The organism is Polaribacter sp. M10 (assembly GCF_054968445.1).
This window is the reverse complement of record NZ_JBSSBG010000001.1, coordinates 601848-620036: the sequence shown is the minus strand read 5'-3', so window position 1 is coordinate 620036 and position 18189 is coordinate 601848. Positions and strand designations below refer to the sequence as shown.

9 protein-coding genes are annotated in these 18189 nt (G+C 31.9%); all 9 read right to left on the bottom strand.

Going from position 1 to position 18189, the window contains the following annotated elements; genetic code table 11:
• Positions 1–5: 5 nt before the first annotated feature.
• On the bottom strand, positions 6–1484 hold the full coding sequence (locus ACWYN7_RS02640; RefSeq protein WP_462858284.1) for a sulfatase: 1479 nt from the start codon (positions 1482–1484) through the stop codon (positions 6–8).
• An 11-nt stretch (positions 1485–1495) separates the two neighbouring features.
• A complete protein-coding gene (locus ACWYN7_RS02635) occupies positions 1496–2320 on the bottom strand; it encodes a 3-keto-disaccharide hydrolase (RefSeq protein ID WP_462858283.1) in 825 nt (274 codons plus the stop codon).
• Positions 2321–2490: 170 nt separating this feature from the next.
• On the bottom strand, positions 2491–3525 hold the full coding sequence (locus ACWYN7_RS02630) for a DUF5627 domain-containing protein (RefSeq protein WP_459484245.1): 1035 nt from the start codon (positions 3523–3525) through the stop codon (positions 2491–2493).
• Between the two features lie 32 nt (positions 3526–3557).
• Entirely contained in the window at positions 3558–5258 is a 1701-nt protein-coding gene (locus ACWYN7_RS02625; protein ID WP_462858282.1) for a RagB/SusD family nutrient uptake outer membrane protein, read from the bottom strand.
• A 10-nt stretch (positions 5259–5268) separates the two neighbouring features.
• Positions 5269–8346 (bottom strand): SusC/RagA family TonB-linked outer membrane protein, encoded by a 3078-nt coding sequence (locus ACWYN7_RS02620; RefSeq protein ID WP_462858281.1) that lies wholly within the window; start codon positions 8344–8346, stop codon positions 5269–5271.
• A gap of 33 nt (positions 8347–8379) precedes the next feature.
• Complete coding sequence (locus ACWYN7_RS02615) at positions 8380–10146, bottom strand: RagB/SusD family nutrient uptake outer membrane protein (RefSeq protein WP_462858280.1); 1767 nt, start codon at positions 10144–10146, stop codon at positions 8380–8382.
• Between the two features lie 17 nt (positions 10147–10163).
• Entirely contained in the window at positions 10164–13349 is a 3186-nt protein-coding gene (locus ACWYN7_RS02610) for a SusC/RagA family TonB-linked outer membrane protein (RefSeq protein WP_462858279.1), read from the bottom strand.
• A gap of 816 nt (positions 13350–14165) precedes the next feature.
• Entirely contained in the window at positions 14166–17114 is a 2949-nt protein-coding gene (locus ACWYN7_RS02605) for a DUF5060 domain-containing protein (RefSeq protein ID WP_462858278.1), read from the bottom strand.
• 58 nt (positions 17115–17172) lie between these two features.
• A complete protein-coding gene (locus ACWYN7_RS02600) occupies positions 17173–18189 on the bottom strand; it encodes a nucleoside hydrolase-like domain-containing protein (protein WP_462858277.1) in 1017 nt (338 codons plus the stop codon).

Sequence of the window (18189 nt, the reverse complement as noted above, 5' to 3'; positions counted from 1 at the left end):
ATAGTTTACGAACCATTTGGTCCTGGTGCTTTTTTCATACTTGGTCGCATCACTTTATCTAAATCTTTTGGCACTTCTAACCGACCACCTAACGATGGTGCCCATTTTTTGGGAATATGTTTAGAAAGCTCTTTTTTTATAGTTTCATTTTCTAGTTTTACTGCAATATTTGTCCATTCATAAGGATCATTATTATGGTCATATAATTCTTCTGATCCATCAGGATATCTTAAATATCGGTATCTTTCATTTCTAACTGATGAATATTCTACTCCATAAGACGTAAAAGATGGTTTATTCCATTGTAAATATGGATTTTTTATTAGAGGCACTAAACTATTACCATCTAAAGAATGTGATGGTTTGGTTATACCACAATAATCTACCAATGTTGGATAAATGTCTATTAAGCTTACTGTAGCTTTGCTCTCTGCTTGCTTTTTTTGAGGGGTACGAATTAAAAAAGGCACATAATCTGATTGTTCCCACAAGGTAGATTTTCCCCAACGCAATTTTTCTCCGTTGTTAAATCCGTTATCAGAAATGACAACAACTATGGTGTTTTTGGCATAATCACTATTATCTAAAGCTTCTACAACACGCCCTATATTCCAGTCTGCAAAACTGTAATTAGCTGCATAACCATACCTAAATTTTTTCCACGTTTTTAATAATCCTTTTTTATTTCCTCTAAAGTTATTTAACGAATCTACCAACATTTGTCCTAGATATGGTACATCATCAAAATCATCCTCTTTATATCCTTCTGGCAGATCAAAATCAGTTTCATTATACATATCAAAAAAACGTTTTGGTGCTGTGTAAGGTGAATGTGGACGCCACAAACCATAAACCATTAAAAAAGGTTTTTCGTGTTTTTTATTTAAAAACTCAATTGCTCTATTAGCATTTTTAACATCAGGAAAATCAGTATCTTTTTTTTCCCAAGGTTGAACTCCCATAAAATGTTTGCCTTTATATCTTAATTCTTTTTTTGGAAAAGGACCAAAACCACCTTTATAGACAGGATAATTGTCCCACATATAAGATTCTCTTTCTTTGGTAAATTTATTGTGATATAATTTACCTGCACCCCAAGTTGTGTAACCCTGATCTTTAAAATGTTCTGGTATGTTTCTTATTGTTGATAAGATTTTAGAACGATTCCAACCATCACTACCATTTACATAAGCACCAGTATTGTGAGGATGCAAACCACTAAAAAAAGAACTTCTTGAAGGGTTACAAACAGGTGTATTACAAGCTGCATTTATAAAGTTGATACTTTGGCTTTTAAACTTATCTAAATAAGGTGATTTTACTAATGTGTCTTGTTTATTTAAACCATAACCATTCATATCATCAGCAATAATAAATAGAACATTTGGTTGATTATTTTCTACTGATTTATCCTTGTTTTTAGTAGATTGATTGCAAGAAAAAAATACTAGTATTGCAAACGATAAAAATAATTGCTTTACCATAATATTTAGTTTTATTCCTTCAGGAATTGCTCTATAGGCAAATCTTCTGTGAACTCTTTTATTTTAATATTTCTATAAAAAACCTCTGCAGTTTCTGCCTGTAAACCTATTGGCCCTTCTGAATGACTTAAATTGGTTATCACATTTACTACTTTTCCATTTAATTTGTAAATGGCATATTTATTACTCATTACAATTACTTCACATTCATTCCATTTGTCATTTAGCGCATTAAAAGGAGCATTTGCGTGGGCTTTGTGTTCTCCACCTCTGTGAGGTTGAGCTACTCCTCCATCTTCTTTTGATAAATATGTTCTAAGATTTGGCTCTCCTGGACTTGCTGTTGCTGTCCAGTCAAATTTTGCGCCAGAGTTCCAAATATCACCTGTATGATTTCTATCTTTTGTGTGATCGTATCTTACTTGATACTCAATACCCTGTGGCCATATTTTTAAGTCAAATACATGAAAATATAGACCAGCATCATATTGAAATCTATCGAAATTATTGAACCTTTTTTCACCCCATTTATAGTCAAATTTAAAGCTGTATCTGCTGTAAGATTTATGGGTAAAAAACATACAATGTGTACCAGATTTGTTTTTTTCAAATCCATACTCATCTGGAAAATCTTTAAAAACGTGCATTTCTCCATTTTCTCCTGCTGTAAAAACACGTTCTGGTAAACCTTCTGTTTTATCACGACACATGATGTTCCAATTATCCATGTTTTTACCATTGTATAGATTGGTATAGCCCTCGTTTTTATCAGAAGCGCAAGAAAAACTTATTAATATAGCTGCTAGTAATAGTAATTTACTAAACGAAATTTTCATAAGGCATTAAAAATTTGTTGGTTATTAGGATTAAAAAGTTATAAAAAAAGCCACTTAAAATTATACTAAGTGACTTTATAAACATGATAAATTATAATCTAAAAAATACTTGATTATATAGATAATTAAAACTAGTGGTATAATTTTATTCTAAATTGTAAGATACTATTTTAGTTTATCGTTAAATCAAACTCTTCAAAAACAGTATTATCGTTTCTATAAACTAAAGTGTCTTTTACTCTGTGAAATACACCTCCGTTTTCATATTCATACTCTAAAAACATTGTTTTATGAGACTGACCTCCCCAAGATTCTGCATCAGCATCATCTTTGGTTACAAAACGACCAGTACCTGTAACAGAGTTAGCTCCGGTTACTGGCGAAATAGTAATAGAACCATCATCAGCAATGGTTAATTCCATCTGAAAATTATTACCAACATTTTGCCCCATTCTATTGGTAAGTGATTTGCTTAGTGTTAATGTAGTAAGCTCTGTATCATCATTTTTTTCAAGAAAAGCTTCATTATAAATTGTTGGTGTGCCTACAACATTTCCATTAGGCCCATCTAGAGTATTATCTTCTCCTTTGTATAAATACACGCCATCGTATTTATTTATGTATTTTACAGCAAACATTGTAAAGTTTTTTGGAGCTTTACCTGCTTCCCAATCAGATGTTACTCTAACATCTGGATCTGCAACTGATGCTGAAGGTGTACCGTCTAAAACACTATAATTGCCATCAATTATTTTTAAAGGAATAACATAGTTAGCTTCTAAGGCTAGAGGATCTGCAAAAAAAGCGTCTGTTAAATCAACCTTAATTTTACCAGAAAAACTACCAGCTGGAATTGTTATACTGCTTGAAGATTCTATTGAGTAATAGTTAGAAGGCATTACTAAAGCTGTTCGCCCATCAATTAATGCATTGTCTGCTAATTCTGGAGCTGGAGCGATATTTATTACTCTGTCTTTTGTATTGTTTCTAAGCCCTCCTATAGAAACACCTATACTAAATGCTCTTTCTAAATCTATAGAGTTATCTATTCTACTATCTTCTATAAGATTTACAGTTCTTACAGGAAACTGTAATGGAAAATAAACATTTTGAACATCAAAATCGTCAAACTCGTTTTCTTGATTTGTACATGATAGCATAAAGACTAATGTGAATAATGCTAAATATTTTAACTTGTATTTCATTATATATACTTTTAAACTGTTTGAATTTAGTTTTACCATCCTTTATTTTGAATTAAATTGTATTTCTGAATTTCAGAAAGTGGTATAGGTCCATAAATTTGAAAACTTTGATAGTTTCTTGGTGCGACTACAAATTTACTATACGTTAAGTTATCTTCAGAAATGTTTACCCCTTCAACACTTTCAGACATTGTTGATGTTAACCCCCATCTTCTTAAATCCCAAAAGCGATGACCTTCGAAAGATAATTCTATTCTTCGTTCATTTTGAATTACTTTACGCATATCTGCAGTGCTTGAAATTGCATCTACAAATGCTGTACTAGAAATACCTGCTCTTGTTCTTATAGCGTTTATAATATCTCTTGGAGTATACCCTTGAATATTGTTATCTGGCCCACCAGCTTCATTAGCTGCTTCAGCAAAATTTAAATATGCCTCAGTCATTCTTGCGTAGGTATAAAAATGTGGTGCACCAACTGTTTGTCCTGATGGATCTAGTGAAACTGCAGGGTTCATAAACTTTTTCAGATAATATCCTGTAGTTGTTTTAAAGTTACTTACAGAATTTATTGCATCTATCTCTAAATCTGGCAATGATGTTTGTGATGTTTTAATAAAGTTACCACTAAAAGTACTTAAGTTATAGATTACAAATTTTTCTAATCGTGGATCTCTATTAACATAAGGGTTGTTAGCATCATAAGTAGCGGATTGATCAATAGGTGTTCCATCTGCCATACTAAACGCATCTACAAAGTTTTGAGTAGGGTTTGTTCTTCCTTGACCAAAAAGAGATGGTGGAAGGTTTGTATTTTCCCAACCAGAAACGTTAGGTAAAATTGTTGATGCCCAAATAATATCTTGAGGCTGTTGAGCTGCATTACCTGCCAAATAAAAGGTTACGTCGTTACCATTTAAAGTTAAACCTCCGTTATTTGTAATTACATTAGCAGCAAAGGTAGCTGCTTCTGTCCAATTACTAGCATTTGCAGTTTGGTAAGAAGGACTTGCAGCATATAAAGCCACTCTTGATTTTATTAATTCTACAGCTAAACCGTTAATTCTATTTAAATTTCTTTCACCAACAACAGGATCATTACCTGTATATCTTGCGGGTAAACCTTGAATGGCATCATTACAATCTTGTAAAATAAAATCTACACATTCTTTAAATGTATTTCTAGGTAATTCAAAATTATCTTGATCCGTTAAAACTTTATCTACAATAGGGAAGCCTAACATTTCTCCATTTTCACCTTCTCCAGCATGCGCTTGTAATAAGTTAAAATTATACCAAGCTCTTAACCCCTTAGCTTCAGCTGTTATTCGTTTTCTAAAATCGGTATCTTTTGCATCATCATTTGGAAACCAAGCTATTGCATCTACATTTTGTAAAAATTTATTTAAATATAGAAGCATTTCATAAGATTGATTCCAAGTAGAAACTGGATTTGAATTTGCGCTCCAACCTCCACTATTCATATTATTGATGTTTAAGCCAAAGTTATTTGTATTGGCATCATCTGTTGCCACATCAATATTAAAATTATAATTTGTAGGTAACCCTTTATAGGCTTTTAACAACCAACCTTCTGCAAGACTTGGATCTGTAATTACCTGTTCTTCTGTTAATCTATTATCTGGATCAGTCTCTAAATAACTATCACAAGAAATGATAACACTAGATAGTAATAAAGTGAATACTATTTTAAATTTTATATTTTTTTTCATTGTTATTTATTTAAAATGATGATACAAGACCTACTGAAAAACCTTTTGTTAATGGGCTAGATCCAACTCCAAATCTTAAATCGCTAAACTCTTTGTTTTTATTTAACACTACTAAATTGTTTCCTTTAACAAAAAATCTAAAAGATTTAATTGTACTACCTGCTTTTGGTTCATAGTTGTATGATAGCTGCATTGTAGGTATTGTAAAGAAATTATTTTCATAGGTCCAAAAAGTTGATGTTCTAAAATTATTGTTATTAAAGTTAGAAGATAACCTTGGATAAAGTGCATTTACATTTTGATTATTAGGCCCATAAGCTTGTAAAGTATGTGCTGGATATTTATCGGTACCAGAAGTTCTAAAATAAGAGCCGCTTCTAATGTTTGTATCTCCATTTTGACCAATACCTAACATAAAAAACTCAAAGTTTTTATATTCTAAGTTGAATGATAAACTATATTGTAATGTTGGCGCGTTATTGCCAATTACACTTTGATCATCAACATCTATAACACCATCGTTATTGATATCTATATATTTTATATCTCCTGGTTGTACCGCTCCAAATACTGGTGTTGGCAAACCAGATACCAAGTCTCCATTTGTATCAAAATCACTTACACCATATAAACCATCTGCAGTATAACCAAAAATTGCGTTTGCGCTTCTACCTGTTCTAACTCTTGATTGTGAATCAGCAGGGTAAATTGGTTCATCTATTTGATCTACTGTTGCAATAGCATAAATTGTACTTGCTGATAAAGTAAGGTTTACATCTTTAGATAAATTTCTTTTATATTTTAAATTAAACTCTACTCCTTGATCTACAAAAGCATTATTATTAGCAGTAATTGTATAACCCAATAAATTAGGTGTACTGTTATTTAGGTTAGTAATCAAGTCAAATGATTTACTATAAAAATAACTTCCTTCTAAATACAATTTGTTATCAAAGAAAAGACCTTCAAAACCTAAGTTATACTCCAGTCTTTTTTGAAAACCTACATTAACACCTATATTATCTATATTCAGTTCTGCATTTCTTATACCATTATTACCTGTTGTGTTTGAATAGTTAAAAAACCCACCTCTGCTGTAATACGTTTCATGTAAAAAGTTTTGTTCAAAATTATCGTTTTGTAATAATCCTATTGTTCCTCTTAGCTTTAAATAGTTTATGTTTTTATTATTTTTTAAATAATCTTCTTTACTTATAATCCATCCTAAACCAAAAGTTGGTGAAAAGGCAGTGTTTTTATCTGTTGGAAATTTTCTTGAACCTACAAAAAGACCACCGAACTCAGCTAAATATTTGTTTTTGTACATATAATTAGCTCTTATTCCGTAATTTAAACTTCTTTGCTCTACAAAAACACTAGGTAATGAAAGTTGGTCTACATACAAAAGTGCGGTTACATCTAATTTGCTATCACTCCAATCTTTCTTATAATTTAATGTACCAAAACCTCCAAATCTTCTACTAAAAGTAGCTTCATCTGCTACTACAGATCTTGAATTAGAAGGTACATCCAGACCAATTTTGGTTACAGATAAACTATCTACACCATTAATATCTTGTAAAAATACTGGTTGATAAACCGCATAATCTCTGTTCTGTACTTCTACTGTTCTATTAAATAAATCAAAAGTAAAATCAGCAGTAGCTGTTAAACCCTCTGCAACAGTACTTAAATCCCAATCTAACCCTGTATTTAATTGTAAATATCTACTATTAATGTCTTTACGACCACTTTGTAACAGATCTCCATAAATATTTCTTTGGAATTCATTGGTACCAGCGAGTAAAAATTGTCCGTCAACTAAGTTTGCATTTGCATAACTTGCAGGATCTGCTATGTCTGCAATTGGAATAAGTAAAGGTACTGTTGGCAGTGTATTTTGTATGCTAGTCCAAAAATCTCCAGTTACATCAAAAAGGTTATCACCTCCGTTTCCTAAATTGTTAATTTGAAAAACGTCTGGTGATGAGAAAAAATCAAATACACCAACTACATCAAAACTAGCTCTTAATTTATCTGACAACTTATAGTCTGAGTTTGCTCTAATATTTACTCTATTTGTTTGCTCATTTTGTCCTAAATTAATCCAACCTTCTCTATTAGATACCCCTATGTTTAAAAAATAGTTTGCTTTATCTGTACCACCAGAAGCTTCTAAATTTACATCTACGTAGTTTATGGCATCTTTTAAAAAAGTACTACTGTATAAATCGTTATCAGGATATAAAAGAGGGTTGGTTCCTGCACGAGTAGCATCAATATCTGTTTGTGAATATTGGATAGGTTTACCGTCGTTAATATTTGCCTGATTAAATGCCTGCATATAGTCTGCTGCATTTAAATACTCTGGTAATTCGCGAGCAGAAAGTCTTCCAAACTCTGAACGTACTTTAAAATTTCTTTGAAATGGCTTTCCTCTTTTGGTAGTTATTAAAACTACACCTCTATCTGCGGCAGAACCATATAAAACTCTTGAAACTGCATCTTTTAGTACAGTAATTTCTTCAATTTCTGTTAAATTTACAAAACTAGGATCTCTAGGGATTCCGTCAACTACATACACAGCGCCACCTAAACCAAGTATGTCTGCATTATTAAAAACACCACCTACTTTACCACTGATAGCTGCACCAATTCCTATACGCTGATCTTCTTTTAGGTGTTGTTCTACATCTATTGTTGCCACTGACCCAACTAACCTGCCTTTTTCTAATTTACCAAAAGGAATGTTAACAAGGTTTTCTTTTCCCATAAAAGCTTCATTTTTATCTAGTTTAATCTCTAGCTTTACGCTTTTATCATCTACAGGAATTATTCTTGTTGCATAACCCGATGATTCTACAACGATGTGTGTTAGTTTTTTGACAGAAATAGTAAACTCTCCGCTTTCATCTGTATAGGCAATATTACCAGAATTACTACTTACCTTAACCTTCTGTATAACTTGTCCATCAGTACTTGTTACTTTACCCGACACAAAAGATTTATCTTTATTTTGGGCATTTATAGTTGACACCAGTAAAATGGCAGCAAATATTATTATTTTATGATATAACTTTTTAATCATTACTTTAGTTTGATTTCTTTATTAATAAATAGTTTACCAACCTGGATTTTGTGGAAAATCTTCGTAGAGAAGAGTTAAGTTTCTTGGAAAAGGCATCCAAAAGTTACGCTCTTCAAAAATGAATGACTGTATAACTTCTCTATTAAAAAAGGTATAATCTTTATCAAAAGTCATTTTATATAAAATTGGATCTGGGAACTTTCTCCATCTTCTAAAATCATACCATCTATGCCCTTCAAAAGCCAACTCTATATCTCTTTCATTTCTAACTAACGCTCTAAAACTTCCTCCATAAGCCACAGGATTTGCTGTTACATTTGGCATACCTGCTCTATTTCTAACTACATTTACTGCATCTACTGCAGACATAGGGTAGTTAGATGCTGTTGAGTTTGCATCGTCTGTGGCTTCAAAAACAGCCTCAGCATAAATTAAATATATTTCGGCTAATCTTAAATGAGGAGTAACGTATCTAAAATTGTTCCATCCCTCATCTCTTTTATTAACTCCCAATGGCCAAAATTTATGAACTATATATGGACTCATTGTATTACCTCCATTTAAGGTTCTACCTCCATTGTACATTTGTAATTCCGTTAATGGATGAATTCCTGCCATATCTCCATCTACATAAATATTTTTTCTAAACCTTGGGTCTCTTCCATTCCATCTTTTAGCATCATCTTCATCATACCCACCCTCTGCTGCAGTGCCTGGCTTATATTTTGTACCATCTGCCATTTCATACAAATCAACAAAGTTTTGAGTAACCGCTTCTGTGATACCATTTCCGCCAAATAATGCTTGGTGAGGCAAATATAATCTACCTAAAAAAGTTGTAACTTCTCCAGCACCTACTTGCCTTTTATTCTTTTGAAAAATAGTTTCAGGAGAGTTTGGCAATGAACCATCTGTTCTAGCAAACATATCTTGAATATTTTCAAAAGGTTGTAATTCATAAACACCTTTATCTGCTAATTTTAAAACCTCTGCAGCAGCTTCACCAGCTCTTCTCATATAATCTTTATCGAAAGTTGGTGAGTTTCTAGAATATTGATTCATTAATGGGCTACCTGCATATAACAATGCTTTTGCTTTTACAGATAGCGCGGCCCCTTTAGTGGCTCTACCATATTCTGAATTTGGGTTTGGCCAAACTTCTGGTAATAATGCAGCTGCTTTGTCCATATCCTCCACAATTTTTTCTGTAACTGCTTGATAATCATACTTACCATTATATTCCCAAAAACGTGGCAATTCTAAATCTTCAGCAGATAATGTTTTATCAATATAAGGTATAGAACCAAATGCTCTTACTAATTCCCAATGAAAATAGGCTCTAAAGAAATAAGCTTGTCCTTCTATAACTTGTTTTTCAAAATCTGTCGCATCTACTAATAGATCTAGGTTTTCTAGGCAAAGATTTGCTATTCTAATTCCGCTCCAGCTTTCTTGATAGATTCCATATTTACCTTGATTACCTCCATAATCGTTAAAATTAGAACGTCCGTTAATTAAACTTAAATAATTACCTGTAGATGCCGCTTGAGATGAATTCCAACCTTGTCTTGCAATTGTTTCGCCTGTAAAATTATGACCAACAGTAATTTTAGCACTATTATAATCAATAATAAAAGAGTACATTCTATCTTGAAAACCTTGGAAATTTTGGTAATTTCCATAAATATCTTCTGGAAAAATATCGGTTTCCGCTGGTCGTTCTAAATAATCTGATTCACAACCAATCAATGTAAAAAGTAAAATTGGTAATGAATAAATAATTTTTTTAAAATTCTTCATCTTCTGTGTTTTTTTTATTAAAATGTAGCTGTTAAACCTAAATTGAATTGTTTTGTAACAGGATAGTTTCTAACGTCAAAGTTTGTGCCCTCAATATCAACTGGTAAATCAGACCATAGCCAAAGATTTGTACCATTAAAAAACACTTTTAAACTTTTTAAACCTGCTTTTTCTACAAATGCTGTTGGCAATTGATATCCTACTTGTGCTGCTTTTAATCTTAAAAAAGACCCATCTAAGGTATTAAAGTTTCCATTTGAAACATTTGTTCTTTGATATCTTAAAGCTCTAAAGGTTGGGTTTGTATTGTTATATTCTGGCGTAAACGTAGCATCTAAATAGTTTTGATAAATTGCTGGTGCATTAAATGCAAACTCACCTAAATTAACGTTTTGTGTAACGTTATACTGACCGTAAAAGTTTAAGTTAAAACTAAATCCTTTATAGCTACCTCCAAAAATAAAGTTATACGTATGTTGAGGTCTATTAGGAAAACCAAATACAGTACTATCATTAACATCAACAATACCATCTGCATTAAAATCTACTAATCTAAAATCACCTGGTAAGAATAAATCATTGTTAGGACCTAGTACACCTGTGTAAACATCGTCCCAAGATGTAACTATTTGATCTTCTAAAATACCTCTATTCTGACCAATTTGAAAACCTGCTTGTTGTTGATAATCTGGCGTTAATGCTGGATCCTCTCTAAACACAATTTCATCTTTAGCATAGGTATGGTTAATAGTAATATTATAATTGAAATCTCCAATATTATCTTTATAGGTTGATGTAAACTCATACCCTTGAATTTTTACAATTCCAACATTAGCTACAGGAGGTATTGCACCAAAGAAATCAGGAATTTGTCTTTGACTTGGTGGAATTAAAATATCTTCTCTACGTTCTTTAAACAGATCCATAGATAAAGTTAATTTATTTTCAAACAACCCTAAATCTACACCAAAATTATGCTTTTCTGAAGACTCCCACCTCAAATCAGGATTTCCAATTACAGCCTCTCTAATAAAGGTTGGGCCAAAAATAGGAACGTTATTCCCAAAAGTTGCTTCGTTATCAAAGCCTCCACCAGCTCCACCGATACCAAATTGAGTTAGATAAGGAAATAAAGGAACATTTCCAACTCTGTCGTTACCAACAAGTCCTCCTGAATATCTTAATTTAAGTTGATTAACATAAGGTTTTGCCAATTCAAAGAATTTTTCGTTATGAACATTCCAACCTAAACCTACTGCAGGAAAAAAGTCATATCTATAATCTGGACCAAAAAGGTCTGAACCGTTGTAAGAGCCTGATAACTCAATATTATATCTTTTATCATAATTATAAGTGATTCTTCCTGTATAATCTTCTCTCTTAATTGGAAAGGCAGATTGAGTATAATTTTGTCGACTCTCTCTACTAAATAAGGCAAGAGCACCTACATTATGTTTGCCAAAATCCCTATTATAATTCAAAGTAAATCTTCCTAAAATATTTATTGCAGTATTATTAGCTGCACTTCCGTCAATTACTTCGTTTTGATAAACTAAAGGATTGTTTGTATAATCAAATCCATCCGTATCTGTATTAGGGAAGAAATACTCAGTATAATCCTCAATATCTAGTGTTGGATCGTTTAACAAATAATACTCAGGATCTACATATTTGGTTAAAACTCCATCATCAATTATACCTCGTCCACTTGTTCTTGTATTCACATCGTAGGCAAATTCTGCTAAAAATGATAACCCAGGAGTTATAAATTTTAAATCTTGATTTAATTTAAGACCTGAGTTAAACTCTGATCTGTTTCTAACATCTAAACCGCTAAAATTTAGGTCTGCATATTCATTGGCTCCTAACCTTTCATATTCAACACCTGCTCCATAAGTACCATCTTCATATTGAACAACTGGATGTGTCCAAGGCTTAGAGTATACACCAAACCAAACATTAAATTGATTTGCTCTAGACAACTGTTGTCTTCCATAAATTCCGGAAAAATTCACCGAAAGTTTTGTTGTTTCCGTAAGTTTAAAATCTAAATTAGACCTATAGTTTAATCTTTTGTAGTTGAAATCTGGATCATAACCTTGCCCAAGGTCTTCTGTTGCAAAAATATCACCATCATGTAAAAAACCTAAGGCCCCATAATACGTTAAAAAATCATTACCTCCTGAAACACTAAAATTAACTTTATAAGATTCTGCAAAATCATTTAGCATTAAATCTTGCCAATCTACATTTGGATACGCATAAGGAAATTGACCTGACTGAATATAACCTAGCTCATCATCAGTAACGTAATCTGACCAGCTAGAAGGGTTTGTAGCTAGCTCTCCAATAATTGCTCTATTTCTAGCAAGTGTGCTAGTATACCCCTCTAAAACTTTTGGTATTCTTGAAATTGTTTTAATAGAGTAATTAGCATCTACTTTAAAAACAGCTTCTCCAGTTTTACCCCTTTTAGTAGTAATTAATATTACTCCATTTCCTCCTTTAACACCAAATACAGCTGTTGCAGAAGCATCCTTTAAAATAGACATTGATTCTATATCGTTAGGATCTATTTCATCAAAAGCTCTTTCTACACCATCTACCAATACTAACGGTGTTGCATCTGCATTATTGAATGTTGATTGACCTCTTATTAAAATTGCAGAATTTTGACCATAATTACCATTTGGTGCACCTCCAGGAATACCCGTACTTTGTAAAACCGTTACTCCAGGTATTGCGCCACTTAAAGCATCAGTTACGGTAGGTGTTGTCCCTCTTTGCGCTAGTACTTCGCCATCTAACTGACTAATAGCTCCTACAACGCTTTCTTTCTTTTGTTTACCATAGCCAACTATTACAATTTCATCTAGTTGACCAACATCTTCTTTTAATACTACGTTTAAAACTTTAGAAGTTGTTACTTTTATTATTTTTTCAGTATATCCTAAATACCTAAAAACTATTTCATCTCCTAAATTTACATTTAAAACATAATTACCGTCAAAATCTGTTAAAGTTCCACTTTGCTTACCCTTTACAGTAACGGAAGCTCCAGGCAGAGGGTTCCCTTGATTATCTGTAACTGTTCCACTAACCTTTGCAGATTGGGCAGTTATAACCGAAGATACTAATAATAACAAAATTAAAAACACTTCTCTGTAAATACCAGTTATTAAACCTACTTTTACCTTACTCATTTGATTCTTGTTTAAAATTGGTGATTATTTTTTTTTTGATTGATAATTTCTTCATTTTAATTTCAGCCATTTAAGTTAGTAATATTATCTAATGTTATTTACACTAAAACTTACATAATGTTTTTATAAGTTTTTTTTGATATGATTTTTTTGATTGAATCAACTATCTAAATAACACTACAAATATTAATTTTGTGTTAAAAAAGCTTAAGCTCAATAGTGCTTTTTTGTTGTTTTTTTGACCCATTTAGAATGATTTTTCGCTTTAAATTAGGAAATATTATTTATTAAGCTCCTAATTTTAAAGCATCTTTAAAAACTTAACTCTATAATTGACCTTATCACAAAAAAAACCATTTTAAAAGAATGAACTTATACCAATGCACAAAAAAATAACTATAAATTAAGAATAGCATCATTAAAATATCAGGTAATATATTTTAACAAAATTCTATAAAATAAAGGGATAATTCAGTCATTTTAGTACACTAACAGCTTTTCATAAAAAGAAAAACATATAAACCATTATACGTGTTCAATATATTACTCCTAAAATTCGGTTTTATTGACTATTGGATTTATATAATCAAAAAGGCTGTAATTAAAACTAATAGCTTCAGAAGTTAGAAAAAGTTACGCTTATAAATTTAAAAACTAAAATTCTCATATAGAGTTTTGAGAGCTGTTTAATAGTTCTACTAAACTGATATTCTTAAAATTAGCACGCATTATAAACATAAAATCAGCTTGAATTAATAGAATTCAATCAAAACGAACTTTTCGAGGTTTAGAAAAATGAAGTAATAACTTACTGAGCTATTTTCTCACAACCAGAACCACCCAGTCTTTTTGAGTTTTATCAGGTGATTCTCCTAAAGCTACAGTACTACCTCCCCTAACTTTTTTCACTTTAGACTTTTGTAAATCACCTCCTTTTTTTGGATTAAACCAAAAAACAGTAAAGTTACCTTTAGCCTCCGACAAATCTAGGTTTATAGTTTCTACTGAATTCAAATACACAACATAAATTTCATTCTCTTTTGCTAAACAATATGCAGTGCTTTTGTTTTCAGAATTGCCTACCAAATCATTTCTGTTTTCCATTTCCCAAAAAGGAATCTTATGATCTAAAAAAAAGTTTTTTGCAATGGCAGCTTGATTCCAAAATAAATCTCTTGAACGATAATCTTCGCAAGTTAAATCTGAATGTGCATGTTTGTATCCAAAATACCATTCATTTCCCCAGCCACCTGCCATAAAAGTTGCCCATAATGCATTTTTACGTGCCAAATCATGATCTGGATCATCTGCATCTGGCATTAGAGAATGTTGCGCATCACCAGGTTCATCAACAGCTACAGCCCATTGTTTACCAGCTTCTTTAGATAATTTTAACCACTTTAAAACATCTTTATGAACCATTCTAAAATCTGCGTGATGAGTTTGTATAGAAGGCCCAGTTATTGCACTTTCTTTGCCTAAAACATCATTGTATTGAATTCCATTATGAATGACAATATGATGATTGTAAGGATCATTATCTTTAAAATATTGAGCCATTGCCAAACGTTGTGCAGTTTCTTGAGGTGGTGTAGGGTGGTTTTTAACCCACTCTCCATTTTCTTCACCTAAATTCCAATTTAATGCCAAATGATGTCCAAAACGCGCAATTAATTCTCTGTAATATAATTTGCTATTAAAACCTACCCCTCCATTGTCTAACAAACCTTGATTTTCCATTTCTAAGGTTTTAAAATGTAGAAACAATCCGTTTTTTTGTGCGTGAGCAAAAACAATTTCCCATTGATCTGTTTTAGAAACATCAATTCTATCATAGGTATCATAATCTACATAAGGAAATACGTTTTGATCATCGCCTTTTATATTATTGGTTAAAAAAGAGACTACATTTAAGTCTTTTGATGCCAAATAATTGATTGCTCCAATAATTGCTTTTCCTTTGCCATCCCTCCAAGTTGGGTTTCCTTTTTTCCAATCTTGTACATGTGCTTCCCATTTTTTTACCAAATTGTCTTTATGACCATCATTATGAAAAGTACCATCAAAATCTATAAAAGACAAAAAGTTTTCTGGTGCATCTAGCCCTTGTTTTAAGAAATATTCACCAGTTTCTGCAAATTGCAAATAGCGTTTGCCAACATAATTTAATCTTCCTTTGCTTCTAAAATCTCGTCCTGTTTTATCAGTTGGTTTTACTGTAAAACTTCCTGTGGCACCATCCATAAAACCTGCTGAAACACCAGATTTCTTTTTGGTACTTACAGCAACCCATCTTCCTTTTCTAAAATCTACTTTATAAGTCCATTCTCCAATTTCATCTGGAGTAAAATTTACTTTCCATTTATTTCCTTTGTCTGCTCCTGTTTGTCCTGCTTTACCATCAGCTGCAAAAAAACCAGGTACAACATACTTTTTACCTGATGCTTTGTGCATAAATGTGGTATTGAATCTGTAATTTACAAAAGGATTGTATGTGGCTTTTTCTGAAGTTTCTGGTCCATCAAAAGTTAATGTGATTTTATGCCATTTTTTTAGTTCTTTACTAATTTTTACCTCAACATTTTTGGCAGTTTCTGCTTTAAAACTTTCTATTAAATTTTCTCCTTGTCCAATTGGTAAAATTACCAAAGCTCTCCATCTTCCTCTGCTATATTCTTTACCATCTGCACTGGCTACAAAACCTTCTAGAGAGATTTCATCTCCATTATTAATCTGAACATCAGAAAACGATTTTGCGTATTGTGCTCCTTCTTCAAAAGGGTCTATACTTAATGGCAAACGAAAATTACCTTGTTGATGATTATTGACTTTTAATGTAAATCTTGATTGCCCATCATTTTCGCCAACCCCTAATAAAACCACATCAAACAAACCTGATGCTCCAGCATATTTTAAAGTAGCAGTGGCATTTTTGTTCTTATTTGGGTTAATTGCCAACCATTCGTTATTCTTGTAAAAACCTGTGTTTTTAAAATTAAAATCAGTTGCTTTTAAAATAGTTGCTTTTGGATAGGCTTTTTTAGTTTGGTTAATTGTAGATACTTTATTTTTATTTTTTGATTTCTTTTTTCCTCTTGGATTGTAATTTTTATCATTGGTCATTAACCATTGATCCATTTCAAAACCATCTTCACGCATACTAAATTGTATTTCGTGTTCACCAGCTTTATCAATATCTAAATAAATTAACCCTGCAACCCCACAATGTACTTCTTTTGTGCGTTGTTTGCTTTCCCAAAACCATTGTCTTTTTCCTTCACACCACTGCATTCTTTTACCAGATTGTGGCCAATTGCCATCTAAACCAACGTGAATTCCATTGTCTTCTGAACCTGTACTAAATGCTTTTACCCAAATATAATATCTACCAGGAGTGTTGATGTTAACTTTGTAATGCAATACACCAATTTTGCCTGCATCACCTGTAAAATTAACTCCGTTTGTAAGCTTATCTTTGTGCGTTACACGTGTATCAGGAAGCAACTCAATATACTTTTTATTACTAGCTGTGGCAGCATGAGTTGGATCTGGATCTTGTAACTTATTTTTAAATTCTGGGGTAATTACATACCATTTTCTAACTCCAGATTTTGTTTGTTTGTAAAAATCTTCTGCCTCTACTTTTAAAAAACCATTTTTTTCTTCAAATACTTTATTGGTTTTAGTTTGTGCTTGATGCGACAGCACAGAACATTGAATAAATATACCAAGTAAAATAATTTTGAATATGCTTTTTGGTTTCATAAGTAGTATTTTTTGGTTATAATTGAATGTAATTTTAGGTTTACAAAAAGGTTAAGAACTATTTATTTTCGGCACTTTTAGAACGCCTTAACAATTCGTTATGAATATCTTTTGAGTAATCTTTAAACTTTTTTTCGTTTTCTTTTTCTTTGGATGGTTTGTTGGTTCCATTGTTTGTAATATCATTCAAACTTACGCCCCAATTTGATAATAAAACCCAATAAGTTGCTGCATCTGAATGATCTACACTATTGTGTGCAAATTTCCCTTCAATAAATAGTTTGCCTAGTGCACTTGTGTTAAATTGATCGTAATATTCCTTTCCTTTTGGACTTCCTGTTACAATTCCGTGTTGACCTATAGCACCACATTCGAAATATTTGATAAATCCATTGAGTGCCATTTCTTTCATATATGCACAAGCTTTTGCATCTTCTCTACAATTGGCAACATTTTGAGGCGCTTCTATACTACCTTGATGCAATGCTGAATTGGTCCAATGCGCAATAAAACGAACTTTTTGTAAAGTATTGTATTTTTTGTTTGCCAAACAATAACTTACAAAGATTGCTGGCTCTGTTAATGAACCCCAACACAACACATTTATAATATCATCTTGACTGTCAACTTCATCTAAAAAAGCTTTTATACTACTGTATTTTTCTAATGATGTATATGTTTTTTTGGGTTGATATCTTTCTGCTGATTCTTTAATTGAAGACTGGATATACGATATGGATTCTGGATAACCTCCAATATTTTTATTCAAATGAACAACATCTTGTTGATAAGCTTTTCCAAAAAAAGTATTTGCCCAATCTGCTTGATTTGGCGTGAATTTATGTTGACCCCTATGTGTACTTCCAACAACTACACCTCTGGTATCAAACATATTCGCCATTAATAAATAGCCAGCCATTGCAGATACATCATCAGGATCGTTAATAGTACCCATATGATTATTTCCTTGTAAAGTTGGATCTGTCATATCTGTAAAAATCCAAACTTTTGGTTTTTGCGCTGCTATTTTTGTCACGAATAATATCGAAAAAAACAGTATACTAATTTTTTTCAT